The organism is Paenibacillus humicus NBRC 102415, assembly GCF_004000905.1.
GTDB classification, from domain to species: Bacteria; Bacillota; Bacilli; order Paenibacillales; family Paenibacillaceae; genus Paenibacillus_O; species Paenibacillus_O humicus.
The window spans coordinates 1-24,670 of record NZ_BIMD01000048.1; the positions used below are offsets into that span (position 1 = coordinate 1).

The window sequence follows — 24,670 nt, forward strand, 5'->3', positions numbered from 1 at the left end:
AAATTAATCGCCTGTTCATCGCCATCAAGCGTATTGGAGAGCTGCACCGTTAGCGTCCGGTAAGGCTTCGCGATATCACCCGACCATTCGACCGATGTGACTAGCGCATCGATATACGTTTTGCCATCGTAAAGCACGCGTATCATTTTTGTCACCTCTCCTACACCCGCGCTAGGATAAGATAGCGCTGATTATTGTTATATGACGCGACAACTACGCGATCGCCCACTTTAAGGCCCGCCTCGACCGTCACCTCTACACGCTCGCCGTTAGGGTAGCGGAGTGTGACGGTATGGTCGCGTAGGCATTCGGCGATATCAAGCGACAGGGTATCCAATTCAAATTTTTCGTTGTCTAGTCGAACAAGAACGTTAGGTGGCGCTGCCGTTACTGTTCCGAATTCGAAATCAACGTCCTTGTTGTAGCCGAGAAACTTGATTGCGGCACGTAGTTTAGCTGCACCTGAGCCTTCTGGCATCTCAAATGTACTCACCATGCAACTATGCCTGCTATCTTGTGAGCAATTAGGTCAACGTCAGCCTGTTCGCGAATAGTAGTGCCGTATAGGTTAACGTTGACCTGCGGCGCTGGTTTGTTGGCAATTTGTGTTCCGAGCGTTTGGAGTCTTTCGTCGACTTTCGGAAGGTGTGCGAGATAACCGTCTGTCTGATCCGGTAGGCGGAGAACGCTATCAAGCGAACCCGAAGTCTTAGCGCCGGCTCCATACGTTTGCTGCAAATAATTACTGAGGCCGTCTACTTGCGCGGCCGTAGCTGGAGGCACAGTCGAGGTCATACGCGATACAGGCGCTCCGCCCGTAAGAACCGCGCTTGAGTATTTCGAATTCGGGTCCTTATGCGCATTCTCCCAAACGCTGCCGAGATAGCCGGTTCCGAGCGCTGCCACAACCCCAGCGATGGCGTACGGACTTTTCGCGTATTTTGCTACGGTTGATCCGCCGACTGCGGTGGGTACGCCTTTGCCTGGTCCTGGGGAACCCTTACCGGTACTAGCGCCTTTGCCTGTCAGAGTCTTAAAGCCCGCGTATCCGCCAAGCAACGCGAGCAAATCCGGATTATTCAAAATCCCCGTTAGAATACCGCCGCCCAGCGCTACGCCGAGTTTTGTCGCAGCTTCAATGAGTGGTGCGGACGCCTTCAGTGATTGCGCGAGAGTATCGGTAAGCTTCGTTCCAATTGCGGAAATCTTCGCGTTACCGCCTCCGTCAAACCACGAATTAAACGCCGTCATGATGTCGTTAAATACGAATGCGATTTTCGCCTTGATCGTATCCAGCTTCGTAAACTCCGGATTATCGAAATAGCGCGCCTTGATTTTTTTGAACGCGCTGCTAACCGTTTCTACGAATTTTGTCGTCATAGTTCGCGCGGTTGTACGAAGCTTCTCGCCCCATTTATCGATCGTTGCTCCGTTTTTATCGATCCAATCGACCAGCTTACGCAAGGGCGGTGTAATGCCCTCCGCGATACCTTGGCCCCATTTCGTAAGGATCTTCGAGTTAAACGTATCCTTGATCGTCGAATACATGCCGAGGAGTGATTTCGACTGCTTATCCATCATCTTCGGGAAGCGCTCGTTCAGACCGTCCATGAGCGTATTAATTGCGAAATTAGCCGGCACAAGTCCTTTCGAAGATAACTCCATGACCTTCGTCGTCGTTGTTCCGAGTTTCTTCGCGAGGATATCCCAAACGGGAATGCCCGCCTCCATCAGTTGGAGTGCTTCGTCACCCTGCAGCTTGCTCTTCGCCTTAATCTGACCGATAGCCAGCGTAAGCCGATCGATACCATCCGCACCAAGTCCGAGGCCAGCCGCAGCGTTTCCGAGACTCGTCATCATCGGCAGAATTTGTTTCGACGCGAACCCGAACGCGAGCAACCGTTTTGATGCGTCGCGAATCTGCGGAAGTTCGAAGGGGGTTGCGTTCGCAAAGTCAGTTAATTGTGCGAGGAACGCCTGCGCCTTTTGCGCACTGCCGAGCATCGTTGTAAAAGCGATATTCGCCTGCTCCGCCTCCGCTGCGAGTCCTAGTCCGCGCTTGGATACGTTATAGGCTCCGTAGGCAGCCGCGCTTGCGCCCGCTATTCCGGCAGCACCGAGACCGATCGCGCCCCACTTGATGCCGCGTCCAACTTTGCGCTCCAACGAAGAAAACGCGTTGCCGGCGCTTTTTAACGCGCGCTCTGTAGCGCTGATTTCGCGGCGTACAGCGCCTGCGCCCGCTACAAATCGGCCGTTAGCTGTGCGTAGTCTTTCAGTGGCGTCGGTGTATGTCGCGGCTGCTTTCTTCGCGCGGTCGGTCGCATCGGTAACGTCTTTTATCGTCCGTGCTGCGCGCTTCATAGGCGCTGACATATTGTCAACGAGTTTTAATTTCGCTACTAAATCGTAGGCCATATGTTCATCATTCGTCCTTAATGCGAAACGCTGACCGTCTGCTCTCGACTGAGATTTGTTTGCCGGTCGTGAAGCCCGCTTAGTTTAGCGTCGTATCGTTCGGACGTCTTGACTTCAATATTTCTGCGCGAGCAACGGAACACGACCGGCCGCGGCGGCTGCTCTCTCCGCAATCAACGCAACTAGACCCGCCTGTCTCTGTAGTTGCCGTTCGTGTGCGTTGCCTGCGCGGTACATCCTATCAAGCTCCGCCGACTCTTGGATAAATAACTGTATCTGATAACCAACGGTCTTTAGATCAGTCCGCTTGCTGCGGCGAAGGTCCTGCGTAAGCGTCATGATTTCGCGATACTCCACCGGCCAGCGTTCTTCAAAGCGCCAGTCTCCGCATGTAATGTGCTCCCTCGTCTCGTTATGCAGCGCGAGGATAGCGGAGATGCGTTCCAGTTTCGCGCATGTGGCGTCATCAATCTCGAACATTCTCGTCCCTCCTTCGTAAAAAAAAAAAATAAAGAAGCCCGAAGGCTTCACGCTATTAGTCCCCGTAGACCTCGCGACCAATGGCGCAGCTTCCGGCCTCAATTCTGCCGAGTTTCAAGGCGTTGTGAACTTCGGTACTATCGACCCCGTAAATCTGCGGCGATCCCCCGCGGAACTCGAACGATTGTTCAGCAAAAAATGGCGCGTCGATATCCCGAGCTAGATTCGGATTTGTCTCGCGGAGAGTTTCGTAATAAATCGCGCCGGCGGCCGCTCTGAATGCGCGGTACTGCACGATCGCCTGTAAATAAGCGTACTTAGCTTCGGCCACCTTCGAGAGCGCATCGTCATGTCCGGCGTCGAAGAACTTGCGCGCTTCTTCCTTCGCAATCGTGACGGCTGCCTTCGCTAATCGGTCCTGATCGCCGGAAACCGTCCTAAATGCTCTGCCCTTGCGGTCTGTCATCGCGCTGAGCGCAAGTTGGGCGTCTACGATGCGGCGGCGCAGGTCCGTTTCTTGCGGCTGAGTGGCGGCGTCCAGGTCGTCGAGCGTCGAGTCAATCAACGCGTCAAGCTCCGCCTGCATTGCGTTAATACTCGCGGTCAGCTCCGCAATCCGTTCGTCAAGACGCTGGTCAACGTCTCCGAGTTTTTGTCCCGCAGCCTTATACGCGTCGATGGCTGCTTGTACTTTCGCTGGCATTTTCGTCATGTTTTCGTTCCCCTTTATCGGATAAATTTGCTTGGCTTTACGATCAGGTCGCGCCATAACCGGAGTTGGCCGGCGAGCGTGCGCGAATCCTCCAGCGCCGTCATTGCGTCGTCGATTACCGCGGATTCCTCCGGCAGCGCGTCGGCATCGTCTTTCCGGAACGCGGCGAACTCTACGTCATCAAAACGGCGGAGAACGCGTTTGGTCGTCTGCAGCAACGCAGGATAAAGCGGCCGGTTGGCGTCAAGGATCTCGTAGCCGATCGCGCCGGATACGACTTCATCCATAACGATGCGGAGCCGAATCTTACCCGCCTGGCGCGCAGCCTCCCGCAATGCCCGTTGAAGCGCGACATGAGCGCAGTACGTTTCGTCGAAGCGGCGCTCATCGTGCGTCAGGTAAACGCCTTCAGACGCGACTCCTTCGTAATTGACGAGGCACCACGAATAGGCCGCGCGCTTATCGTCGGCCACACTCGCGATATAGAGGGAATAGTTCATTCCATTAGCCCGGCGGCGCGGAGCTTCGCAATTAGCGCGTTCAGATCGGCTTTCAGGCCGGCGACGTCAGAAGCGGTGGACGACGCTTGATTCTGCGCCACACGTCCTTGCAGTTCTTGAATCATGGAGCCCGGTTTAAGCACGTCATTCCCCTGCATCAGTCGTACGTCGAGCAGTTCTGCTTGTTGGTCGGTAATTTTCATGGTTAATCTTCCTCTCGTTTTTTTATACTGGCATTGAAATCGTCGTTCCCCGCCTGAGCGCGTCGTTGGCGAGTTCCAGCGCATCGCTCCGCCTGACGATAATGTGCCGCTGCTCAAAGCGGAGCCGAACGTTAAGGCCGTCGCGCGCATATAGTCGTAGCTGATCGCGTATTTCCGCGTGACGATTGAACGGCCCCACAAAAGAGGCGAACTCGACTTCCGTATGCTCCGGATCGACCGCCGCCAGTGACTCACTAAGTATCACCGTGACGGCTTGGCGTATGGATGGCGATTTCAGGTCATCGCGTACCCACGAGCATATCCAGTACGGCAGGAAACCTTCGTCCGTCAAGCGCTGGAACTCGACGCCTGCAACTACGCGCCCATCATTTGTCTTCGTGACGGCGACGAATGCGTACGTCTTGTTCAACGGTGGAAGGACTCCGCGACATTGACCGCCTGTTCCTTTCCGTTGCGCGCGTTCACCTCGATATCAAACGTCACCTTGTCGCCGTAGCGCGGTTGAAAGATGCCACACTCGTTAAGCTGCGATTGGTGGACGAAGACTTGCACGCCGTCCTCCGCTTCGATAAATGAGAAGCCGCGGTCCGTGATTTTGACGATGCGGCCACGCTTCTTCTTCGGCTTGTCTGGCGGCTCCGGCGTTGCTACCGTCGTACTCCGCGCGATACTCGGCCCAATAGTCGCGATCATGTCACCCGTCTCATCTCCGCCAGTCCACGTTTTACTTCCACCATTTCCGTTTCCCATTCCGTCATCTCCCGTTTTGTTTTCTGCTTGCGCTCGCTCTTGCCTGCGATACCCGGCGCCATGATCCGCACAATACGCTCTGACACTGAGTCGCCGTAAATAACCGTCTTCGTCGCGCCTGTCACATCGTCAGTCAGCGTTACTTTCCGCTGATACTGCGATATGGGCTGAATCTCCGTCACTACTAGCAAGGTGCTCACACTCCATCAACTTAAAAATGTGGTCGATCGCCGTGCGGATCTCACTTTTCTTGATTCCGTAATTTCGCATGGGAGAGTACGCCATACAAATTTCAATCGCCACTTTCTCGATGCGCCGGCACCTCTGAGCCAGGTCGTAGCCGACAAGCGTATCCGCCCGGACATTGCCGCGGATGTAATCGTCAATCTTGATGTAAAGCGCCTTGCGCCAGTGATCGCGCATGTCGTACGGCTCAAAGATTAACGGTCGTTTAACGCCATAGTCGATTTCATAACGGTTCACCGTTTTCGCCCTCCTCCGAGGATTACGTGCTTTAAATAGCGGCATTCCTGCGGCTCATCGCGATACAACTTACATCGCGGATCTTGCTCCGTTTCTAGCGCGCGCATCAGGCGGCATGCACAGCCAGGCTCGTACATATCGCACCACTGTCGCGCCCTTTCTTTATCTGTAGCGTTCATCCCTCGACCCCTCATATATGATACGGTTGACCTCGTTTCGGCCGCGTTTTAGGCACGCCAATTAAGCGCCGGTGTCATTGGAACCCCCGCGCTTTCGAACGTCTTATTTCGCGTCAGAATACAAGCTTGCTCGATGCCTTTGCGCGCGCCAGCGTCTCGATAACATCTTCGCCGGCACCGCATTCCAGCGCGATCCGAACGCGAAGATTTGCCGATACATTGCGGCGGCCGCTTTCAACATCGCCAATCAGCGAAGCACTAACGCCGAGACGTTTGGCGAACTGGACTTGCGTTAATCCAAGCTTTAGCCGGAGTCCGCGTACACCCGATCCATCCATTACGCTTTACCTCCTTTTCCCTTTGAAATCTCGCACAGTGGGCAAATAAAATACCGGGGAATCGCCTGATCTCCCCCTGCTCATCTATACAATTATGTCGCTACTTAAAACGGGGATCATTTCTTGCGCTTCCACCTCCGATACGATCGCATATCCTCCGCGCCTGGCGTTCGTTTCGGAGTTACTCGGTTGCCGAGCCCGACCTTGTCGTTCTTCGCGCTCATTTTGTCGAGGAAGTTTTGGTCGTAACCACTCGCCTCGTATTTCCACGATCGCTTTAACATCTCGTACTCGTTGAGCCAAAACGGGTATTCGTACCAATAGAGATAATAGTTCGGTTTCGGCTTCTTGTCCTGGACCTGCCATCTGGCCCGCACCAATGCCTGCTCTGCGCGCAGCTTATACCTTTGCTCGCTCTTTAGACCCCGCCTGCAGTCATCCGAACATGTTCCGCGAGTGTTCCGCAAGCTTGGGTCGCGCCACGGATAGCGGCAATACACGCATACCTTTACGCGCTTATCTCCGTACTCCTCGACCGGCCGCGTCATAAGGCTGCGGACGACCTCGTACGCCGCGGCGCCAGTCAGAACGCCCATCTGCTCACGCGCGAACTCTACGGCTCCAGCACCCGGATTCCGATGCCAGCGCGTTCCTTTCCGTTTAACGACGGCAGGTCGAGGTTGGTCGAGCGGTTCTCCGGCTGCCTCCGCGTCGATGATACGTTCAATTGCGTCATAGTCTCCTGCTCGGTACGCGTCCTGGCGCGCATGTTCGTATTCGTTCAATTTATCCCCGCCCTTGGTTAAAGTTGACTCGCTGGCTATGGTCGTGCTAAGATTTGACTAGATCATATAATGGGGTAAAAGTGTACGTTTTGACCTAGTATAGGTTTATTTCTTTTTTAGGAAGTCAGTATGGCGTCACTCTGTCTACGAGGGAGCAGCGCCCGTATCTGTCTCTCTGAATACATATTCCGCACTACATCAGCGAAGGTGGTACCGTTGGCGATCTCAAAGCCGCGGCCGCCTTCTTCGTCTTGCTCCGCCAGTGTCATCCGGTAAAAATTCGGCTTGTTGAACTTCGTTCCCGGTATGCGCTGGTTCCGCCGAACGATATCAATTACGCCTATCTCCGCGATTCCGTCAATGTGGCGCCTCGCCGTCCTCTCCGCTATGCCGGCCGTCTGCTCCATCTGCTTGTATGTCATGAAGAATACGCCGTTCTCGGCCGCCAGCCGCTTCGAATGGATCAGCATCGCGTAGGTCAGCGCCTTCTGACTCTTTCCCGGACAGCGGCGAATGATCGCGTCAATCTCGGCGAACGTGACGGTTAGGTCGCGCGTCTCGGCATGCAACGTTTGGTCATTCGCGTATACGAACTCGATGCACTCCGCTAGGTCACGCGCGCAGAATTCGGTGTCCGACTTGTAGAAGGTGCGGTCCTGCCACGCGAACCATTCCGTTATTAGCTCAAGCGCGTCCGCCTGGTCGTGGCCGTGATGATTCATGAAGCGCGCCAGCATCAAGAAGGAGTTATGCCGCTGTCCTGGCGCCGTCATTCCGTGCATGTACCGGTCGCTGGCGCGCGCCAACGTAAAGCTCTCGGACTGATCGTAAATCGGGAGCGGCTTATGGCGGGCGACGGCGTCTTCCATCTCGGCAGCTTCGCGCTGGTCGTACGCTTCCACGTCTTCCGCGATGAAGTCGAGCACGCGCTGATGGTCCGTTTTTCGTATTCGGCGAAAATATTCGCGCGACTCTTCCGGGCTCCATACGCGCAGGCCATCCGCGGTATCGCAGAATCCGCAGTAACGGCCGGTCTTCTGATTGATGCCGAGCGGCAGCTTAACGCCTTGAGTCGATGACGGGCGGAACTCTACTTTACCGTGGGCGTCCGGACCAATCTCCGCGTGCTGCAGGATGGTCGCGTAGAATTTGCGCGCTGCTTCTACGCTGACGGCTCGATCGAAAAATAGTTCGATGTGATACCCCTTGCCGCCGCTGTACGAAACGGCAAAGCGGTCAAAGCCGGCACCGTCCAGCGCGTGAACGAGGCGGTACGTCACCCATTTCGCGAGGTCTTCATAGTCCGCGTAATCAACGTCGAAGCAGATGAATTTCGTGAGGTAAGCGCCGGAGAACGTGCCGATCGTGGATTTTCCGTTTAGGTGGCTGGTAATGCGGTGCTGCCGGAGCGGCTGATGGCGCCTGCTCTTCGTTACGTATTCGCCGGACGGAAGCTGAACGAGGTAGTGGCGATTCTGGATAAGATAAAGGTCGAAGATGCGGTCGATAAGCGCCTTAATGCCGGTCGCCTCCCTCGCGCGTCAAATCGTGGAGGGCCGCAGTGAGCTCCGGATTGTTTTCGAACATCCAGAATATCCGGTGCGTGCGCGGATGCAGGGCAACCGTAATATAACGGAAGCCCCTTTCGCACAAGCGGACTTTCATGGCGCGGTCGTAGCAGAAGAAAAACGTTCTCAAATGGCAGGCGCCTCCTCGCTTTCCTCCGTCCATTCTCTCTCCTCGAATCCTGCGTAATCAAGGGCGGTTTCCAGTGAGGACACTCGCCGCGCGTAACCATCTTTAAGCTGCGTAACCCTAAACACACCGTCGCCAATCGGCTGAATGTAGTGGGTGTCGGTCATTGCGGGATACGAATATTTACCGAGCATATCTTCGGCATATTTACGAATATCCTCTTGACTGTCAAAATCCACGAGATTATCTTTCCCACCCATATTTTGCAGTCTGCAGTAAAGGCGGGTCTTGAGATTGTAGTAATGCGGGTTCTGCGGTAATGAGAAAATGGCGTCAAATCCTTGATTCGTTTCGTACGGAGTGTAGCCTAACGATTGCGCAATCTTTTCTACATCCCTTACGACATTAATCATCTCGCTACCGGAGTAAGGCGAATAAAGTTTTACAAATACGCTACCGTCATGGATACAACTGATTGTAGCCTCGGAGGTACCTACAGAAATAAGAAAGTTCGATTTTTCCATTATAAACCGTCTCCTTTGGCGCTCTCTGGCGCGCGTGGTTTGGTGTTTCGCACACTTGGCGCGGTGATTCGCCTTACACTTTCTATGACGCCGTCCTCCGTAACGTAGTACACCACCTCCGAAATTAATCTCGTTCTGGCCGCGCTGCTTGTCCGCCTACTGACTATGACACCGCGCTCGGCCAGTTTCGCACACGTTCGCGCAAACTTTTTCGTTCCTACTCCCGTATCTGACTTTTCCGGAATTGGGACATGGAGCGCCCAAAAAACTTTTGAAACCTCTCCGCAAACCACGCGTATACTCTATCAATAACACGAACAAACGTTCTAATTCGAAGGGTCGAGCCCCCGCCTGTTGGGTACGACGCCGAACGAAAGGGGCGGCACACCAATACCGCCCTGATTCCGGAAACCGCGTTGCCGCGCGGTCGTTACGCTAGACAATAACTGAACGCCGTTTTACCGGTCCGTGGCTGATTCTCCCAAACCCGTCACGGACTACCTTCACCCGCGCCAGAACAACGCGCCGACGACGATTAGAAACGGGAACCTCCGCACCGCCGAGCATAACAACGAGTTGCCGCTCGTCGTCGAAGCATTCAGCATGGTCCGTATTAATGATGAAGCCGCGCTCGGACCGAACGAAACTAGGCGCGTGCGAAAGAAACGCTTCCAGTTCCTCAAGCGTGGTAATCTGTGCGTATTGCTTGTCCTGCGTATGATATTGGATGATGCCGCGGGAAACGGAAACGAACTGAACGTCAGCGAGGGGCAGCGCTATAATCCGGAACTCTTTGCCGGTGCGCTCAACAACGGAGATTTGATTCAAACGGCACGACCTTCCTACGTTTAATGGCGTGGGGGCCCGTCCACTATGCCAGCGCGGTTCAGGCGCCAGCATTTCGACTCCTGGGCGTGGAGTCTCGTCAGGTGGGAGCGGAGAATCATGCGAAATTCCCCCGCAGTATTCGAACATCCTCAGGCAACTGAGATACGCGCGAGCCGCCTATTACGAAATCCAAAAAAGTTATTGACCGCATTTTATTGAGTACAAGCTCCATTCCGTAACGCCTGTCCTTTGCGCGGGTCTGCGCGACCCGTTCCGCCTCATCGAAGGACGTATGGTAATCACCGGCCTCCAGTTTATACGGTGCAGCATGAACTATCCGATAGCTATCGCAGAACAATATCCAACCGGGTTTCTCCGGAATCTCGATTGCAGGGTAAGTCCATTGGTCGCCGAGATGGTTGCTGACGATGACCTCCGTTACCATAGCGGCCGCCCCCGTTCAGCCTCGCAGCGGGCAGTCAGCGCGCTACGGTAAGCGGCCAGGCGATCGCGGCGATTGGCGGGAACCTTCGCATTACGAGCGGTTGCTCCCCTAACCTTTCGCGTATAGAAAACGATATGACGGACATTAGCGTTCATTAGGCGTGGCTCCCTTCGTTTCATTGAGTACGATCAGCAGGCGGCGGCCGGTGGACAGCGTGACGTAGCGAACATCTTCGCGAACGGGCTTCGTATTCATCAACGGTGACCTCCGAAGTTTCCGAACAGACTGCCGATGAAGCCACGCGCAAATTCAGCCGCAAGAATTCCGAGTGCGTGCGCGATTAAACGGGATTTCGGATTACGGCGGCGGACCGTATTAGACCGCGATGTTGTCGCTAACAGGAGCATCGATTTCGCCTCCTTTCGGGATGAAGCCGAGTTGGCGGAGTTGATCCGCGTCGAGCGTTGTGCAGCCGAGGACGGCGTTTAGAGATACGCCAGTGATGCGGGAGAATGCGCGAGATTGGGCGATGAAGCGGACGGGGCGATCGGTGGCGGAGATTAAGGAAACGAGTGTGACATTTTGCGGATAACGGACGTAGCGGATTTGCGTTGTCATAAGTGGAACCTCCTCGAATATATATCGTAAGAAGATTATCGACTGTCGTTAAACCCAATATATACCGACAGACGTTAAACGTCAATAGGTTATTTTCTACTTGTACACAAATCGTTATAATGGGAGGTGACGAGGTGAAGACGGTGGCAATCGTAATGAAATTGAATGAGCTTTTGGACGCGAACAATATAACGAAGAACGCCCTGGCTCGCGAGGCTAAAGTCCGCCCAAACCTCATATACGAACTGTGTGAAAACAAAACGAAGCGCATCGAGCTCGATAACTTCGAAAAGATCATCCGTACTCTTAAAGAGATGACCGGCAAACAGATCGAGATTCAGGACCTAATGAAATACGAAGATTGAGGAAGGGGCAGGTGTACGCGTGAAAATAAAGATCCTCTACAAGTTCGAATCAGGTGAAGCTCATACAGAACCTATGGATGTATATGACTTACCTTATGAAGGTGACTGGTTGAAAGGATTAATCCAACGCAAGCTTGACTCAAGTCCATTTTCTTTAGATCCAAAACACAAACTAGATCATTCCTCCCTAAAGTCGGTTGAAATACTGTTTATCGAAAATTGAGCCCATGATTCAGGGCTCTTTTTTTTATTGCGCGATAACCCTCTGTCGATAAACTTTAGATGAATAACGCCTGATTATCCGTCATACGATGGAATCATACCGCAGGAACGAACCGCGGAACATTCGTAAGGAGGCGGAAACTATGGTCACGTATGGTTTTATCGCGGCTATTTCGATCGGCGCATCTATCGTTGAATCACGCTGCAGATCCGGAGGCAATACGGCCGGCGCTCTGGCGGCTAAACGGTTCGGGCGCGCGTTCACTCTGGCGACTGGCGCTGCTATCGCGTATGAGCTGCTAATGGCGATGATTGCGCTTATACCGTAATGCGCCCCGCGAGTGCATGGTTTACGCCTATCTGAACGCAGGGAATTAGGCGCGCTAGCACTTCCGGAGGGTAAAGACAGCGGGGCGGTTTATATGCGCTGAAATGACGACTATTTTATGCCGCGAAAGCCGGAGAATGACGGGGGCGGCCAGTCGTACACTAGGCGGATCGTCGGCGATAGTTGACCGCGGTTTCTAAGCTCGTCGGCCGCGGGGTCCCGTTATGATCCGGACGTGGAATAAATGCCGCCCACCCTTCCGCGCTCTCTTCCGAATGTCGCCGACGTCGGGGATTTCGAAGCCGGCCGCCTCTATTCCGTTCAATACTCCGCTATCCACTCGCATCACGTACGAATGAAACGAATGGCCAGCGCCGCGCTGCGATCAGTTCCAGGCTTGACCACTTCCCTTCCGAAATTCTGAAAGAACCTTATGTTACCGAGGAGGCCCCATCATGTTAGAGATTGGGATTGGGCTAGTCGTTGGTTCATGTTGGTCTTTGTTTAAACATCTCTCCTTCCCTTCTTCTTTTTCTTTAAGTAACTCCTTCCTCGCTGCATGCAAATCGTTGAATCTGGTGCAGACGTATGGCGACGAATTCGCTCTCCCCTCCGTCAATAAGACGATCGCGTATCCGTGGGGCCAGCGGCTTCTCGTCGGTCTTCCGGTCGGTCTCAGCAGCGCGAAGGTTATCGACCAGCACCGTGCTCTCGCGGAGGCTATGCGGGTACCTGCGGAAGACGTGGAGATGCGCTACGCTAACGACGGCTTAATCATCGACATATTCACGCGACCGATGCCGGAGACAGTCCCGTTTGAGTCCGTAAACAAAGGCGGCGGCTATAACGTGCCGATCGGAGTAAATAAGCGCGGCGAGATCCGCTATTACGACTTCGGCGGCCCCTATCCGCATCTGCTCATTGGCGGAATCAGCGGCGGCGGCAAGTCCGTTCTTCTACGCGCGATATTGTCGTCACTGGCGACCGGGGCTAATCCTTACATGTATCTATGCGACCTTAAAGGCGGCGTCGAGCTCGGCATCTTCCGTGAGTTGGAATGCGTACGCGGATTCGCTACGTCGCTGACGGAGGTACGCAGCGCGGCTCAGGCGGTCGAGAACGAGATGCAGCGGCGTTATGCGGAAATGGCGGAGGCCGGCGCGCAGTCATGGACCGGCAACAAGACGCTGCTTGTCGTTGACGAGCTAGCGGACTTCAAGGCGCGTTCTGGCGATCCTGACGCGAAGCTGAAGGGCGAGATAAAGGCGATTCTGACGCGCCTATCAGCGAAGGGACGCGCGGCCGGCGTATTACTCGTACTGGCGACGCAGCGACCGTCAGCGGACGTTGTAGACGGCTTGATTAAGACGAATATCGCGGCATCGGTCGGATTCCGGACGCGAGACGGTACGCAAAGCCGGATTATCCTCGATCATGACGGAGCCGCCGATCTTCCGGACATTCCCGGCCGCCTGATATTCCAGACCTCGCGAGATGAAACGTTGCAGGCGCCGTACCTGAGCGCAGCCGACGCACGCCAGCTTATCGCAGTACTGCCGAAGAAATCACGCATCATTAACGAGGAGGCCGCGCCCCATGCTGACGCAAAGCCGGACACAAGCGAAGCTGACCCGCTGGACGGAAATTCTATCGAGTTGTGACCGCTTCGGATTTCTGACCACGTCGCAGATTCAGCGGCTCCATGATCTCGGCGGCGCCCGTAATACGACGCGTATTCTGAACGACATGCGCGAGTACCTAGCGAGTTATCGCGACGGGGAAACGGTATGGTATCTGAACGCTGCCGGTCGGAAGGAAATCGGTAGCTCAACGACGCGCAAACGCACGCTTCATACGGGCCACGCCGTAATGAGAAACGAAGTCTATATCGCATATCGGCCGGAATCCTGGCGCGAAGAGTACGCGGTGAAGTGGGACGACAAGCAAATCGTAGCCGACGCGCTATTTCGTAATGTGGCGGGCGCGTATACGTTCCTTGAGGTCGATCGGACACAACCGATGCAAGCGAATGCGAAGAAGATCGCGCAGTATCGGGAGCTTCACGATAGCGGGCGGTGGCAGCAGAAGAATGGCGCGTTTCCAACGATTCTTTACGTGACGATTTCGGAATATCGTAAACGGAGGCTGGCGGAGATGCTCGGCGGGATGAAGGCGGAAGTGATGACGATCGAGGAGCTTCGGTAAAGGAAAATACTGCTATATGTCGAAATAATACGATGTAAATTTATTGGGGGGAGTGGTCATAAGTGGAAGGCAACACTGGGGAAAGTCTAGCGTTAGAAAATGCGCAGCACAGACAAAGCAAGGGCATATCATTTAAGGACGTACTTCTAATCGCGGTAACTGTTCTCGCTTCGATAGCTTTAGCAGCTATAGTATGGATGTACTCTAGCATTGGATCGTTGCGAGACGATAACGCGAAATTATCGTCCGATGTCTCTGCAATGAGTTCAAAGATTGAATCTCTTCAATCATCCGCATCCCTTACGTCGGGTATGCAAACTGATATCGAAAATCTGCGTAAATTGGCGGTTTTAACGATGGTTCAACACTATGTTGAAGGCGGCGCGGTAACGGATGATTTCGTGGTTAATAAACTCGTTCTGATACCGGACGCTAATAGCGACAAATTAGCCGTTACAATCGATTTGGATACGCAACCGGATATGATTGCCCATTACACAGGAAAAGGCGCGTTCGATCTTCCGGACAGAGAATTACGTGCAAAAAGTCAGGCAATTATCAATCAAGTTAAAGAAATGTATGTTTCCAATACGACCGGTACAGTCGCGCCATCATGGGACAATGCTACGGTATCACTAACCATCAAAAACTATCCGATCGGCGACGACTCTTCCGGAGAGTTTAAACTAGTTGGAGAGAAATAAAATAAAGCGGTCTATAGGAGGATAAAATGAAAATTCATCTCGGCCAACAAATTGCCCTTGAAGCTGTTCGAGACTTCCGTCATGTATATAAAGAGTTTGAGTTTAACTTTATACCACGAATCGGTGAAAATGTGTCTGATACTGCGTTCAAGGACCCTTATTCTTATCCCGTCGCTGATGTAAATTACAATTTTGATGAAAATGTTGTGTACGTAACGTTGAATATGATCGTGATTCCGTCAAGTGATAAAAAACTATTAAAAAGTTATATCGATATGTATAAGCTTCATAATTGGAAATGTGACTATGACGTTGATATTGACTAATAGGGAGGAATTCAAAATTTAGTCTAGATGTCTTTAACCTTATTACGAAAGAAGTAATAAGATATGATTTTAGCCCTGTAGAGATGTAAATATCTCTAGCAGGGCCTTTTTTATACCCGTTTTCTTACAAAATTTCCGGCCGGCGAATGCTTATCATGAGAACGACGCATGTCTTCTGTATCCATCTGGATATAACGCCTCATCGTACGAATATCAGCCCATCCGCCCATCTTCTGAATCGTAAATGGATCAGCTCCATTCGTTACCATCCCCTTCGCCCAGGTATGACGCCAGACGTGCGCGGTCATCTTTTTATCCGCTATTCCTGCCTTTTCCGCGTAATACTTGAGACGTTTATTGAAGTGGTTTGGCCCGATCGGATCTCCATATACAGAGAGGAATAGGCGGTCGGTCGTAAAATGACGCTTGTTTTCTTCGTGGAGCTGCAAAAGTAGCTTTGCCGTGTAACCTGAGATAGGAACTAAACGCGGCTTTCTGTTCTTGTTAACTTCGCCACTCAGTGCGATAAATCGGGTTTTAATATCGATGTCTTGCATACGGAGACCGAGTAACTCCGAAATGCGAATGCCGGCGTCTAACATCAGCATTATCGCGCAATAATCCCGAAATCCTACGAAATCACGCTGGTTCGGTTGCGCGAGAATAGCCTTAACCTCGTCATCCGTAAAGCAGTTCGTCAAGTCGACGTCCTGGCGCAATTGCTTAATCTTCGTCATCGGATTTTCAACAATCAATTCGTCGCGCTCAAGTTGGTTAAATATCGCCTTCAGCGTGCGTAGTCGAATATTAACCGTTGTGTCCGAAAGCCCCACCCGCTGGCTCTCCGCGTCGATATACTTATGACCGCTGTAACGCTGCCTGTCGTGCTTCATGTATGCGATATGGTCGCGAACTAGCGGCGTGGTTATATCGCTTACGTTGCGCGCCTCCGGGTAGTTTTCGCGCAGCCAGTCGATGAAGTACCCGTAATGCTTCGCGTAATCCTTTAACGTCCGATCGCGCAGTCCTTCCGCCCTTTTTGCGCTGATAACGAGCTCAATCGCTTGCTCAAACGTAAGCTCCGGATATGTCTTAGCGCTCACCTGGTTAAAAGGAACGCGCCTCATACGCTTGTTTAACGCCATAAAAAACGACCTCCAATAACGGTTTAGTCGCGGACTAAATACGTTACCGAGGTCGTGATCCACAATCCTCCGAAGCCATTTTCGGGGTTGTTAACGTTCAAAAAACGGGATTGTTAACGCGCATTTTTCCGATAGCAATCCGCAATCCCCCGAACGCGCGTACGCATGAGCCTGCGCTAAAGGCTTCGCACAGATCAACGGGAGAAAAACCGCGCCGTTACTACGATCAGCACTCGTCCGGCTTCGGCTTGCCGGCGTCGCTCGCCGTGCGGAAGCTTGATCCGCAGCCGCAGGTAACGGTGGCGTTGGGGTTGTGGATCGTGAAGCCGCCGCCCATGGCGCCTTCCTTCCAGTCGATCTCGAGGCCGCGCAGGTACTTGGCGCTGTCGTTGTCGACGACGACCTTTACTCCGTTGACGTCGAGCTCCTGGTCGTCGCTCTTCTGCTCGTCGTCGAAGCCCATGCCGTAGGAGAAGCCGCTGCAGCCGCCTTCCTTGACGCCGACGCGCAGGAACAGGTTCGCTGCTTCTTCGGCGGCGAGCATTTCTTTTATTTTATCCGAGGCCGTTTCACTGATCTCGATCATATCGTTTCATCCTCCTGTCAAAGCTGGCGATTGCTTTAAGTATACTCCTATTGCATCCGGGTCTCAAGCAAGCTGGAGCGGAAACAAGCGAGCGTCCGTCACGCGGGCAATCAAGCCGGGCATGAGCCTGAACGGAACAGCTGTCCACGGGCGCTTTACCTCATTACCGCGTCCGTCCAAGGCGGACAACCCGTCTCCACAACTCCCTTGAAATCCCCGATCTTTTGCCGTTTTCCTGTTGAAGCTTAACAACTCAAGGTTTATAATGAATACGATTTGTTTGCATACGACGCACGAATAAGTACTTTTTTTCACAAAGCAGGACGCTTGACCTGCAGCTTCCCGCAATCGCGGGCCGGACCCGCCGAGGTGACGCACGGGCCGCAGGAACCGGAACGGACAAGGAGGTCCCATTCATGAATATCATTACTCCGACGGAAGCCTCCGTCATGCAAGGCATCCGCGAGAAAGTAGCCGCCGGCGAGCGCCTGACGCTTGAAGACGGCGTGTTTATGTACCGCTCCGACGATCTGCTCAGCATCGGACAGATGGCCAACGAGGTCAACCTGCGCAAGAACGGCAAGAAGGTTTATTTCATCGACACGATGACGCTCTATTTCACCAACGTCTGCGAAGCCCACTGCGCCTTCTGCAGCTTCCGCAAGGATGAGGGGGACGAAGGCGCTTATACGCTGACCCCGGAAGAAATGATCCAATACGTCGATCAGCATATTACGCCGACCGTGCGCGAGTTCCACATCGTCGGAGGCCACAATGCCCATGTTCCCTTCCAATATTACGTGGATTCCCTCAAGGCGCTAAAGGAGAAATATCCGCATGTGACGCTCAAGACGTACACGGCGGCCGAGATCGATTTCTTCTCCCGCATCAGCGGCCTCAGCTACGAAGGCGTGCTGAAGGAGCTGCGCGACGCCGGCCTCGAATCCTTGACGGGCGGCGGCGCCGAAATCCTGTCGGACCAATACCGCAAGAAGATGAGAGTCGAGAAAGCGGACGTAAGCCAGTATCTGGACGTCCACCGGACCGCGCACAACCTCGGCATCAAGACGCATACGACGATGCTGTACGGCGCCGTGGAAACCCACGAGCAGCGCATCCAGCACATGATGTCGATCCGCGAGCTGCAGGACGAGACGAACGGCTTCCTCGTGTTCATCCCGCTCTCCATGCAGCCGGCCAGCCCGAGGGCGGGCATCCGCCGCCGCAATTCGGCCTTCGAGGACCTCAAGACGATCGCGATCAGCCGCCTGATGCTGGACAACTTCAATCACATCAAGGCCTACTTCATCAATATCGGCCCTCAGCTTACCCAGGTATCGCTGGCGATGGGAGCATCCGATGTGCACGGAACGCTGGTCCGCGAGCGCATCAGCCACGCGGCTGGCGCCCTGACTCCGGAAGGTCTGTCACGAGAAGACCTGATCTGGTTAATAAAGGGTGCGGGACGCATTCCGGTCGAACGCGACACCTTCTACAATGAAGTCCAGGTATTTGAGTAAGAAGAACGGCTGGCGAGCATATTAGGTTCACCATCAGCTGAATTGTGAAACAAGGGTTGGGATATCATGAAACGTTTTGTCATTTTGGGCGGCGGCTACGGCGGCATGGCTCTGGCTCAGGAACTGCTTGACGGGGACATTCCGTCCGACACGATCATCGTCCTGATCGACCGCATGCCTTTCCAAGGCCTCAAGACCGAATATTACGCGCTGGCTGCCGGCACTTCGCCGGAGATCGAGCTGCGCGTCGCGTTCCCTAACGATCCCCGTCTGCTGATCACCTACGGCGAAGTGACGGGTATCGATCTGGAGAACAAGCACATCCTATTGGAAGGCCAGGATCCCGTGTCGTACGATTGGCTGTCGATCGGGCTTGGCTGCACGGACAACTACCACGGCATTCCCGGCGCGGAGAAATACTCCAGCAGCATCCAGACGTTCTCCGCGACTCGCAGGACGTACCGGAGACTTGGAGACGTCAAGCCTTACGGCCAAGTATCCATCATCGGCGGAGGCCTCAGCGGCGTCGAGATCGCGGCTGAGCTGCGCGAGAGCAGAGGCGATCTCAACATCCGCATCATCGACCGCGGACCGAGCATCCTCTCGGCGTTCCCGACGAAGCTGAAGACGTACGTGTCTTCCTGGTTCCTGGAGCATCATGTGGAAATGAGGGGCAACGTCTCCCTCAAGCTGCTCGAGGGCGGCATACTGCATGACGGCAACTCCCCGGAGCCGATCTATACCGATGCGACGATATGGACGGCAGGCATCCAGCCGGTCGATGTCGTCCAGGATCTCAATGTGCCCAAGGACAATCAGGGCCGGCTCGTCGTGAACGAGCTGCATCAGCTTCCGGACCATCCGGAAGTGTTCGTCATCGGCGACTGCGCCTCGGTGCCGTTCTCTCCCAGCGGACAGCTGGCGGGAGCGATGGGCAAGCAAGTGGCAGACGTCATGCAGGCCGTATGGAAAGGCCGCACGCCCAAGCTTGGACAGATCAAGCTCAAGGGCACGCTCGGCTCGCTCGGCAAAAAAGCCGGCTTCGGCCTCATGGGCAAGACGGCCATTATGGGCCGTGTGCCCCGAGTGCTCAAAACCGGCGTGCTGTGGCGCTCCAAAAACCATTTCGGCTAATCTCTATAAATCGTCGATCAGCTTGTCCAGCGCGGCGCGCTCGGCGGCGCTGACGGCGATTTTTGCTGAGATGGCGGCTTCAAGCTCCTCGACGCTCTCGGCGCTGACGATCTCTCCGTCGACCATGGCAAACGGAAACAGATAACATTCGCCGCAGTTGCCGAGACAGCCGTATTCGATGACTTCAAGCTCGGGATCGAGCTCGTATTGCTCCATCAGCCGGTCGGTTCCGTGATGCATGTTGCTGGAGCAGAATTCAATGATCGGTTTCAACATGATGTCGTTCACCTCTTTGCCGTCCATTTTCAATTGAATGGCTTTGTATTATAATAGATAAGAAAGGAGTTGATTGCAATGAGCGAAAACGCACAAAGCACGATGTATGATGAGGTACTGGACGTTCTTGACAAGCTCCGTCCCTTCCTGCAGCGCGACGGCGGCGACGTTGAACTCGTCGACGTGGAAGACGGCATCGTCAAGCTTCGCCTGATGGGCGCTTGCGGCAGCTGCCCCAGCTCCACCATCACGCTGAAGGCCGGCATCGAGCGCGCCCTGCTTGAAGAAGTCGAAGGCGTGCAAGAGGTTATGCAAGTCTTCTAATTGCCCGCATCCATCATCATCGCGATATACAGACGAGCGGCCGATCGCCTCCTTGGAGGCGATCGGCCGCTCGTGCTATTATCTCAGGGCTGGACCGGCTTGATGCTCGTGCGGATCGGATCGAAGCCGCCCGTCACATCGATGATGTTGCCGGTCAGGAAATCCGATTGGGGCAGGCAGAGGAACGAAATGACCCTCGCCACGTCCTCTCCAGTGCCGGGCCGGCCGAGCGGCGAATCCGGATCTCTCAATCCGTCGACGTCCGCAATGGATTTCTCCTTGAAGTCGCCCCGGATATCGCCGGGACAGACCATGTTGACCGTTATGCCATGCTCCCCTTCCTCGACGGCAAGCGTCTTGGTGAAGGAGACGAGTCCGGTCTTCGCAGCCGCATAGACGGCGCGGTGCGGCCAGGCCCTGCCCTCCATCGCATGGCCGAACCCGAAATGGATGATGCGTCCCCAGCCGCTCTTTCGCATGCCCGGCAGCAATTTGCGGTCAAGCAGCATCGCGCCCAGCAGATTGCCATGAAGCAGCGAAATGATCTCCTCGTCGTCATAATCGGCGAATACTCTCCGCTCCCGAATGAACGGTCCGGCATTGTTCACCAGAATATCGACGCTTCCGCTCAGCTTCAGCGCCTCCTCGGCAAGCTTGCCCGTGTCGCCGGGATCGGCGATGTCCGCTTCGACCGCGGTCGCGCGCACACCGTATTGCTGCGCCAAGCGCCGAGCGAGCTCATCGGCCTCCGCCCCGCTGGAACGGTAGTTCAGGACGATGTCGCATCCCAGCCGGGCAAGCTCGGCGGCCGCCCGCTTGCCCAGCCCTTTGGCGCTGCCCGTTATGAGCGCCGTTTTTCCTTGCAGCTCCACGCTCTTCCTCCTTGCCTCGACTCACTTGCTGACGGCAGGCTTCAATAGAGACAAAGCATAATCGAACACGAGATGGACGGTTCCCGCCGCCATGTCCAGGCATTGGGCGAGGTCCTCCATCTGGCTGTTGATATCCTCCAGCTTCACTTCGTCTCCGAAGTTCAGATGCAGCTGCATCAGATCGTCCTGCAGCTCGGAGTTCATGCTGTGGATCTCGACATTCCGCCTTTTCCGCAATCGGACGATCGGCTCGTCATACTGGTTCTTGATATCCGTGAGCGGACCGGCGAGCCCTGGATGAAGCTTTTTGTCCCTCATCCGGTGCAGCACCGTAAAGTAGGAGAACTGCCTCTTGAACTGCTCCGTTTCCAGCGACAGCATGTCGTTGAGCAGCGTGCCCAGCTTGTCCAGCAACGCGAACAGCCGGATGAAGGCATTTTTGTCGAAATAGACGTAGCGCCTGTAATTCAGCCGTTCATCCGGGCCCATGTCCTCGACGCTTGAGCTCGTGACCATCACGCAGAAGCGAGATGCCGCATAGCAGCTCTGCTCCAGCTCATCAAGGGAAGCGATCAGGCCGATCGTCCATACCTCGTAAGTCCGCGCCTTATGGTTGCGATCCTTGCCTTCCTCCACAAGCTTATGGAGAAGGGAGGCATAATCGGTCATCGCCTGGACCGCTTCGGCCATCCTGCCCTCAGGCTTGGCCGGCGCATCCCCGAACAACATTCTCAGCATGGACCTTCCTCCTCCGGATTTTCTAAGCTTCTGTGCAGCAGAGCCAAAAACCTTCAGGCATTCAGGATTTAGGGAAATATTCCTTCCATCTGCCGTCGACCAGAGAAACGATATCCTCCCGAGGGAACAGCTCGTCCGGATACCCGGGCTTCATGCGGGCATCGATGACGATCGGAAGGCGGTAGGCCATATGATGGCGCCTCGCTTCCGAAAGGGCATAGATATCGTCCGCGGGATTGAACCGGGTGAATACCGTCCACAGAAACGGCGTCTGGGCCGAAGCGACCGTGCTGGCGTCGTCGACCAGGACGATCAGCGGCCAGTCGGTTCCTTTCTCGGCGGCTCTCTCCAATACTTTGGACGCCAGCTCCGGATCCGAAGCATAGTCCGCTCCGGAGACGGTCAGACAGCCCCGGCAATAAACCGCGATGTCGCTGATTTCCGCGATCGGGCCTTCCGTATAGTCATGCGGCAGTTCACGCACAGGCTCGCCGACGCCCATCAGAAGCGCCTTGCTGCCGTGGTTGAGCTTGCCGCTCGTATAGTCGAGCGTATCATGCGAGGTGTTGTCAAAGACGAACAGGTCGGTCTCCGGGCGGAAGCGCTCCAAAATCGTCTCCAGAAGCACGTCGAAGCGGGACAGGTCGACCGGCTGGTCGGTCAGCATCAGGAACTTGGTCAGCGTCAGCTGGCCTTCGCCAAGAATGCGGAAGCCGGTGGCAAGCGCCTCTCGCGAATAGCTCTCCCGCACGACAGCGGCAGCCAAGGCGTGGACGCCGGTCTCCGCGTAAGCCCACAAATCCTTCACGCCAGGCATCGCCATCGGGAAAGCCGGACTGAGCAGCCGCTGCAGATACTCGCCCAGGTAGTAGTCCTCCTGCCGCGGCTTGCCGACGATCGTCGCCGGGTAGATCGCATCCTTGCGGTGATGCACATGGCTGACATTGAATACCGGGAAATCATGCTGCAGGGAATAATAGCCGAAGTGGTCTCCGAACGGGCCTTCGGGCCTGCGCAGATGCGGCGGCACGCTGCCGTGGATCGAGAATTCGGCTTCCGCCGGAATGCGGTGGCGCCCCAGCGGATCCTGGGTGACCGGAAGCTTGCTGCCGAGAATGAGCGATGCGATCATCAGCTCCGGCAGATGCTCCGGAACAGGAGCGATCGCCGAGGCGATCAGCGCCGGAGGTCCCCCGAGGAAAACGCTGACCGGCAGCTCCTGGTTGTTCTTCTCCGCCTCGTGATAATGGAAGCCGCCGCCCTTGTGGATCTGCCAGTGCATGCCGGTCGTCGAGTCGTCGAAGATCTGCATGCGGTACATGCCGACATTATGCTTCTTCGGATGGGACGGATGCTCCGTATACACGAGCGGAAGCGTGACGAAAGGACCGCCGTCATCCTGCCAGCTGGTCAGGAACGGCAGCCCCTTCAGCGGATTTTCCCTGCGGACGGCCTGCATGACCGGCGCGGCGCTGTTCGGAACGTTTTTGAGTCCTACCTTGAGCAGGTCCTTCACCATGCCCCGCTCGCCCCATACGGCTCCGAGCGTCGGCGGCAGCAGGCGGTCCATCGCGCCGACAACCGTCTTCATCAGCTCTTCCGGCTTCGTGCCGAACGCCAGATCGACGCGGCGGGCGGTGCCGAACATATTGGTGAGGACGGGAAAGGTGCTGCCCTTCACGTTCGTGAACAGCAGGGCGGGTCCTTCCTCTTCGATCACGCGCCGGTGAATTTCCGCCAGCTCCAGATTGGGATCCACCGGAGCCTCGATGACGGCCAGGTCGTTGTCCTTGCGCAGCGCTTCTACGAATTGCCTTAGGTTTGCAAAAGTCATGATCGGCTCCTAACGTCTCTTCCGGGCTTGGACACCCAGGTCTATAAGGATGGAGAACAAGATCGTAATGATGAGATTGTGGATCATATTGGTGAAGATGAACCATTGGTCGTTGCCGATGGTCGCGGTCAGCCACGCTCCGCTGAAAATCTGGCAGATGACCAGAATCAGAACCCAAAGGGCGGAGCGCGTCGCCGGGTCGCTGCTTCCGGCTTGCTTGCGGACATGAAGGAAAAGGCCGAGAAGCACGAAGAATAGAATCAGGCCGGCGATCCGGTGGGCGAAGACGATGCCGGTCGCTCCATTGATCTCCGGAACGAGCTCGCCGTTGCACAGAGGCCAGCCGAGGCAGCCTCCTCCAGAGTCGGTATGGCGGATGAAGGCTCCGAGGTAAACGACGACGTAGCAATAGATCGCCGCAGACAACACCCAGGTGAACACGGAGCGTGGAAGCATCGATGCCGAGGCGGGATCATGCCCTTTGTCCATTCGCCTCACCCACAGGACGAGCAGCACCGTCGAGGCGACCGCAAGCAGCGAGATGCCGAAGTGCAGCGCCATGACGGGAGGGCTTTGGTACCATACGACGGCTGCAGCGCCCATCAGCGCTTGCACGATCGTGAAGAACAGCGTCAGGCCGGCGAACCAGAGCGGCTCGCGGAAGCGGCGGTAGACCATCACGGTCATGACAAAGGTAGCCACGACGATGATGCCGACCAGTCCGGTCACGACGCGATGAGAATATTCAATGGCTGTCTCGAGGGTAAAGGCGGGAATGAACTTGCCGTTGCATAGCGGCCAGTCATCGCCGCAGCCCCTTCCGGAGCCCGTATTGGTCACGAGAGCGCCTGCAAGCAGGACGAGGAACATGCCGATGCTGGACATCCATGCAAGCAGGCGGTATAGGCGGGAGATCATCGTTTGTTTGTCACCCCTTCGATGGATACAACCCTCATTATAGCGGCAAAAAAATGCAAAAGCCATGTTGAAAATGTGACGATAATGGCATCATTCCGCGTCCGATCAGACACGATTTGTACAAGCATTCCGGCGTTATTTTGCCCTTCCGAAGCCGGCAGCTTGCATGCCCGGAACGGGGAATAAATAACGCA

35 protein-coding genes are annotated in these 24,670 nt (G+C 55.1%); 10 read left to right on the forward strand and 25 right to left on the reverse strand.

What is annotated here, in order from left to right:
• Window positions 1-160: 160 nt before the first annotated feature.
• The 18 genes from PHU01S_RS21180 to PHU01S_RS21255 form a co-directional block, all read right to left on the reverse strand.
• A complete protein-coding gene (locus PHU01S_RS21180; RefSeq protein WP_021881225.1) occupies window positions 161-496 on the reverse strand; it encodes a DUF2577 family protein in 336 nt (111 codons plus the stop codon).
• Window positions 490-2,418, reverse strand: coding sequence for a tape measure protein (locus PHU01S_RS21185; RefSeq protein ID WP_021881226.1), 1,929 nt, complete (start codon window positions 2,416-2,418; stop codon window positions 490-492). Before PHU01S_RS21185 ends, PHU01S_RS21180 begins: the two co-directional genes overlap by 7 nt.
• Before the next feature lie 114 nt (window positions 2,419-2,532).
• Window positions 2,533-2,898, reverse strand: a complete 366-nt coding sequence (locus PHU01S_RS21190) for a hypothetical protein (protein ID WP_048747665.1) — start codon at window positions 2,896-2,898, stop codon at window positions 2,533-2,535.
• Window positions 2,899-2,953: 55 nt separating this feature from the next.
• Window positions 2,954-3,610, reverse strand: coding sequence for a hypothetical protein (locus PHU01S_RS21195; protein ID WP_127509789.1), 657 nt, complete (start codon window positions 3,608-3,610; stop codon window positions 2,954-2,956).
• A gap of 14 nt (window positions 3,611-3,624) precedes the next feature.
• On the reverse strand, window positions 3,625-4,110 hold the full coding sequence (locus tag PHU01S_RS21200; protein ID WP_127509792.1) for a hypothetical protein: 486 nt from the start codon (window positions 4,108-4,110) through the stop codon (window positions 3,625-3,627).
• Window positions 4,107-4,313, reverse strand: coding sequence for a hypothetical protein (locus PHU01S_RS21205; protein WP_127509795.1), 207 nt, complete (start codon window positions 4,311-4,313; stop codon window positions 4,107-4,109). The genes PHU01S_RS21200 and PHU01S_RS21205 overlap by 4 nt, the downstream gene beginning before the upstream one ends.
• Window positions 4,314-4,335: 22 nt before the next feature.
• Window positions 4,336-4,743, reverse strand: coding sequence for a hypothetical protein (locus tag PHU01S_RS21210; RefSeq protein WP_127509798.1), 408 nt, complete (start codon window positions 4,741-4,743; stop codon window positions 4,336-4,338).
• Window positions 4,740-5,027 carry a cold shock domain-containing protein gene (locus tag PHU01S_RS21215; RefSeq protein WP_127509801.1) on the reverse strand — a complete coding sequence of 96 codons (288 nt, stop codon included), beginning with the start codon at window positions 5,025-5,027 and terminating at the stop codon, window positions 4,740-4,742. Before PHU01S_RS21215 ends, PHU01S_RS21210 begins: the two co-directional genes overlap by 4 nt.
• Window positions 5,024-5,170 carry a hypothetical protein gene (locus tag PHU01S_RS25950; protein ID WP_164763150.1) on the reverse strand — a complete coding sequence of 49 codons (147 nt, stop codon included), beginning with the start codon at window positions 5,168-5,170 and terminating at the stop codon, window positions 5,024-5,026. The genes PHU01S_RS21215 and PHU01S_RS25950 overlap by 4 nt, the downstream gene beginning before the upstream one ends.
• 43 nt (window positions 5,171-5,213) lie before the next feature.
• Entirely contained in the window at window positions 5,214-5,567 is a 354-nt protein-coding gene (locus tag PHU01S_RS21220) for a hypothetical protein (protein WP_127509804.1), read from the reverse strand.
• 292 nt (window positions 5,568-5,859) lie between these two features.
• Complete coding sequence (locus PHU01S_RS21225; protein WP_127509807.1) at window positions 5,860-6,084, reverse strand: helix-turn-helix domain-containing protein; 225 nt, start codon at window positions 6,082-6,084, stop codon at window positions 5,860-5,862.
• Between the two features lie 116 nt (window positions 6,085-6,200).
• Window positions 6,201-6,869 (reverse strand): hypothetical protein, encoded by a 669-nt coding sequence (locus PHU01S_RS21230; protein ID WP_127509810.1) that lies wholly within the window; start codon window positions 6,867-6,869, stop codon window positions 6,201-6,203.
• A 116-nt stretch (window positions 6,870-6,985) separates the two neighbouring features.
• The gene (locus tag PHU01S_RS21235; protein ID WP_373864553.1) at window positions 6,986-8,389 is read right to left on the reverse strand and encodes a TOTE conflict system archaeo-eukaryotic primase domain-containing protein; all 1,404 of its coding nucleotides are present in this window, start codon (window positions 8,387-8,389) and stop codon (window positions 6,986-6,988) included.
• Entirely contained in the window at window positions 8,385-8,567 is a 183-nt protein-coding gene (locus PHU01S_RS21240; protein ID WP_246029296.1) for a hypothetical protein, read from the reverse strand. Before PHU01S_RS21240 ends, PHU01S_RS21235 begins: the two co-directional genes overlap by 5 nt.
• Window positions 8,564-9,088, reverse strand: a complete 525-nt coding sequence (locus tag PHU01S_RS21245; protein ID WP_127509820.1) for a hypothetical protein — start codon at window positions 9,086-9,088, stop codon at window positions 8,564-8,566. The genes PHU01S_RS21240 and PHU01S_RS21245 overlap by 4 nt, the downstream gene beginning before the upstream one ends.
• 435 nt (window positions 9,089-9,523) lie before the next feature.
• Window positions 9,524-9,916, reverse strand: coding sequence for a LytTR family DNA-binding domain-containing protein (locus PHU01S_RS21250; RefSeq protein ID WP_021881471.1), 393 nt, complete (start codon window positions 9,914-9,916; stop codon window positions 9,524-9,526).
• A gap of 115 nt (window positions 9,917-10,031) precedes the next feature.
• Entirely contained in the window at window positions 10,032-10,361 is a 330-nt protein-coding gene (locus PHU01S_RS25955) for a hypothetical protein (RefSeq protein WP_021882570.1), read from the reverse strand.
• A gap of 375 nt (window positions 10,362-10,736) precedes the next feature.
• Complete coding sequence (locus PHU01S_RS21255) at window positions 10,737-10,979, reverse strand: hypothetical protein (protein ID WP_127509823.1); 243 nt, start codon at window positions 10,977-10,979, stop codon at window positions 10,737-10,739.
• A 134-nt stretch (window positions 10,980-11,113) separates the two neighbouring features.
• Here PHU01S_RS21255 and PHU01S_RS21260 point away from each other — a divergent pair, with 134 nt between their 5' ends.
• From PHU01S_RS21260 to PHU01S_RS21290, 7 genes are all read left to right on the forward strand, one after another.
• Window positions 11,114-11,344 (forward strand): helix-turn-helix domain-containing protein, encoded by a 231-nt coding sequence (locus PHU01S_RS21260; RefSeq protein WP_307721818.1) that lies wholly within the window; start codon window positions 11,114-11,116, stop codon window positions 11,342-11,344.
• A 19-nt stretch (window positions 11,345-11,363) separates the two neighbouring features.
• Complete coding sequence (locus PHU01S_RS21265; protein WP_127509829.1) at window positions 11,364-11,567, forward strand: hypothetical protein; 204 nt, start codon at window positions 11,364-11,366, stop codon at window positions 11,565-11,567.
• Window positions 11,568-11,709: 142 nt separating this feature from the next.
• Window positions 11,710-11,895 (forward strand): hypothetical protein, encoded by a 186-nt coding sequence (locus PHU01S_RS21270; RefSeq protein ID WP_127509832.1) that lies wholly within the window; start codon window positions 11,710-11,712, stop codon window positions 11,893-11,895.
• Between the two features lie 454 nt (window positions 11,896-12,349).
• Window positions 12,350-13,555: an FtsK/SpoIIIE domain-containing protein gene (locus PHU01S_RS21275; RefSeq protein ID WP_083436271.1), complete on the forward strand. Its 1,206-nt coding sequence runs from the start codon at window positions 12,350-12,352 to the stop codon at window positions 13,553-13,555.
• Window positions 13,491-14,099 (forward strand): replication-relaxation family protein, encoded by a 609-nt coding sequence (locus PHU01S_RS21280; protein ID WP_048744987.1) that lies wholly within the window; start codon window positions 13,491-13,493, stop codon window positions 14,097-14,099. Before PHU01S_RS21275 ends, PHU01S_RS21280 begins: the two co-directional genes overlap by 65 nt.
• Window positions 14,100-14,161: 62 nt before the next feature.
• On the forward strand, window positions 14,162-14,803 hold the full coding sequence (locus PHU01S_RS21285) for a hypothetical protein (protein ID WP_021882067.1): 642 nt from the start codon (window positions 14,162-14,164) through the stop codon (window positions 14,801-14,803).
• Window positions 14,804-14,829: 26 nt separating this feature from the next.
• Complete coding sequence (locus tag PHU01S_RS21290) at window positions 14,830-15,129, forward strand: hypothetical protein (RefSeq protein WP_021882068.1); 300 nt, start codon at window positions 14,830-14,832, stop codon at window positions 15,127-15,129.
• Between the two features lie 110 nt (window positions 15,130-15,239).
• On the opposite strand, the gene PHU01S_RS21295 is transcribed toward PHU01S_RS21290, so the two are convergent.
• The gene (locus tag PHU01S_RS21295) at window positions 15,240-16,274 is read right to left on the reverse strand and encodes a tyrosine-type recombinase/integrase (RefSeq protein ID WP_048744986.1); all 1,035 of its coding nucleotides are present in this window, start codon (window positions 16,272-16,274) and stop codon (window positions 15,240-15,242) included.
• Between the two features lie 226 nt (window positions 16,275-16,500).
• Window positions 16,501-16,860, reverse strand: a complete 360-nt coding sequence (gene erpA, locus PHU01S_RS21300) for an iron-sulfur cluster insertion protein ErpA (protein WP_021882070.1) — start codon at window positions 16,858-16,860, stop codon at window positions 16,501-16,503.
• 416 nt (window positions 16,861-17,276) lie between these two features.
• On the opposite strand from erpA, the gene mqnE reads away from it, so the two are divergent.
• Together mqnE and PHU01S_RS21310 are read left to right on the forward strand one after the other, a co-directional pair.
• Entirely contained in the window at window positions 17,277-18,380 is a 1,104-nt protein-coding gene (gene mqnE, locus PHU01S_RS21305; protein ID WP_076353723.1) for an aminofutalosine synthase MqnE, read from the forward strand.
• A gap of 66 nt (window positions 18,381-18,446) precedes the next feature.
• Window positions 18,447-19,514: an NAD(P)/FAD-dependent oxidoreductase gene (locus PHU01S_RS21310; RefSeq protein ID WP_076353721.1), complete on the forward strand. Its 1,068-nt coding sequence runs from the start codon at window positions 18,447-18,449 to the stop codon at window positions 19,512-19,514.
• 3 nt (window positions 19,515-19,517) lie between these two features.
• Here PHU01S_RS21310 and PHU01S_RS21315 read toward each other — a convergent pair whose 3' ends face one another.
• Window positions 19,518-19,787, reverse strand: coding sequence for a YuzB family protein (locus PHU01S_RS21315; RefSeq protein WP_076356752.1), 270 nt, complete (start codon window positions 19,785-19,787; stop codon window positions 19,518-19,520).
• Between the two features lie 81 nt (window positions 19,788-19,868).
• Here PHU01S_RS21315 and PHU01S_RS21320 point away from each other — a divergent pair, with 81 nt between their 5' ends.
• Window positions 19,869-20,114, forward strand: coding sequence for a NifU family protein (locus PHU01S_RS21320; RefSeq protein WP_048744982.1), 246 nt, complete (start codon window positions 19,869-19,871; stop codon window positions 20,112-20,114).
• 83 nt (window positions 20,115-20,197) lie between these two features.
• Here the strand turns inward: PHU01S_RS21320 and PHU01S_RS21325 are convergent, their stop codons facing one another.
• From PHU01S_RS21325 to PHU01S_RS21340, 4 genes are all read right to left on the reverse strand, one after another.
• On the reverse strand, window positions 20,198-20,986 hold the full coding sequence (locus tag PHU01S_RS21325; protein ID WP_076353719.1) for an SDR family oxidoreductase: 789 nt from the start codon (window positions 20,984-20,986) through the stop codon (window positions 20,198-20,200).
• A gap of 21 nt (window positions 20,987-21,007) precedes the next feature.
• The gene (locus PHU01S_RS21330) at window positions 21,008-21,724 is read right to left on the reverse strand and encodes a Cthe_2314 family HEPN domain-containing protein (RefSeq protein WP_127509834.1); all 717 of its coding nucleotides are present in this window, start codon (window positions 21,722-21,724) and stop codon (window positions 21,008-21,010) included.
• 61 nt (window positions 21,725-21,785) lie between these two features.
• Entirely contained in the window at window positions 21,786-23,558 is a 1,773-nt protein-coding gene (locus tag PHU01S_RS21335; protein WP_076353715.1) for a UbiD family decarboxylase, read from the reverse strand.
• Window positions 23,559-23,567: 9 nt separating this feature from the next.
• Window positions 23,568-24,476, reverse strand: coding sequence for a COX15/CtaA family protein (locus PHU01S_RS21340; RefSeq protein ID WP_076353713.1), 909 nt, complete (start codon window positions 24,474-24,476; stop codon window positions 23,568-23,570).
• Window positions 24,477-24,670: the final 194 nt, after the last annotated feature.

Coding starts and splice junctions, on each gene's coding strand:
- PHU01S_RS21180 (WP_021881225.1), bottom strand. CDS start 496: ATGGTGAGTACATTTGAGATGCCAGAAGGCTCAGGTGCAGCTAAACTA.
- PHU01S_RS21185 (WP_021881226.1), bottom strand. CDS start 2,418: ATGGCCTACGATTTAGTAGCGAAATTAAAACTCGTTGACAATATGTCA.
- PHU01S_RS21190 (WP_048747665.1), bottom strand. CDS start 2,898: ATGTTCGAGATTGATGACGCCACATGCGCGAAACTGGAACGCATCTCC.
- PHU01S_RS21195 (WP_127509789.1), bottom strand. CDS start 3,610: ATGACGAAAATGCCAGCGAAAGTACAAGCAGCCATCGACGCGTATAAG.
- PHU01S_RS21200 (WP_127509792.1), bottom strand. CDS start 4,110: ATGAACTATTCCCTCTATATCGCGAGTGTGGCCGACGATAAGCGCGCG.
- PHU01S_RS21205 (WP_127509795.1), bottom strand. CDS start 4,313: ATGAAAATTACCGACCAACAAGCAGAACTGCTCGACGTACGACTGATG.
- PHU01S_RS21215 (WP_127509801.1), bottom strand. CDS start 5,027: ATGATCGCGACTATTGGGCCGAGTATCGCGCGGAGTACGACGGTAGCA.
- PHU01S_RS21225 (WP_127509807.1), bottom strand. CDS start 6,084: ATGGATGGATCGGGTGTACGCGGACTCCGGCTAAAGCTTGGATTAACG.
- PHU01S_RS21245 (WP_127509820.1), bottom strand. CDS start 9,088: ATGGAAAAATCGAACTTTCTTATTTCTGTAGGTACCTCCGAGGCTACA.
- PHU01S_RS25955 (WP_021882570.1), bottom strand. CDS start 10,361: ATGGTAACGGAGGTCATCGTCAGCAACCATCTCGGCGACCAATGGACT.
- PHU01S_RS21255 (WP_127509823.1), bottom strand. CDS start 10,979: ATGACAACGCAAATCCGCTACGTCCGTTATCCGCAAAATGTCACACTC.
- PHU01S_RS21270 (WP_127509832.1), top strand. CDS start 11,710: ATGGTCACGTATGGTTTTATCGCGGCTATTTCGATCGGCGCATCTATC.
- PHU01S_RS21275 (WP_083436271.1), top strand. CDS start 12,350: ATGTTAGAGATTGGGATTGGGCTAGTCGTTGGTTCATGTTGGTCTTTG.
- PHU01S_RS21280 (WP_048744987.1), top strand. CDS start 13,491: ATGCTGACGCAAAGCCGGACACAAGCGAAGCTGACCCGCTGGACGGAA.
- PHU01S_RS21290 (WP_021882068.1), top strand. CDS start 14,830: ATGAAAATTCATCTCGGCCAACAAATTGCCCTTGAAGCTGTTCGAGAC.
- PHU01S_RS21295 (WP_048744986.1), bottom strand. CDS start 16,274: ATGGCGTTAAACAAGCGTATGAGGCGCGTTCCTTTTAACCAGGTGAGC.
- erpA (WP_021882070.1), bottom strand. CDS start 16,860: ATGATCGAGATCAGTGAAACGGCCTCGGATAAAATAAAAGAAATGCTC.
- mqnE (WP_076353723.1), top strand. CDS start 17,277: ATGAATATCATTACTCCGACGGAAGCCTCCGTCATGCAAGGCATCCGC.
- PHU01S_RS21310 (WP_076353721.1), top strand. CDS start 18,447: ATGAAACGTTTTGTCATTTTGGGCGGCGGCTACGGCGGCATGGCTCTG.
- PHU01S_RS21320 (WP_048744982.1), top strand. CDS start 19,869: ATGAGCGAAAACGCACAAAGCACGATGTATGATGAGGTACTGGACGTT.
- PHU01S_RS21330 (WP_127509834.1), bottom strand. CDS start 21,724: ATGCTGAGAATGTTGTTCGGGGATGCGCCGGCCAAGCCTGAGGGCAGG.
- PHU01S_RS21335 (WP_076353715.1), bottom strand. CDS start 23,558: ATGACTTTTGCAAACCTAAGGCAATTCGTAGAAGCGCTGCGCAAGGAC.
- PHU01S_RS21340 (WP_076353713.1), bottom strand. CDS start 24,476: ATGATCTCCCGCCTATACCGCCTGCTTGCATGGATGTCCAGCATCGGC.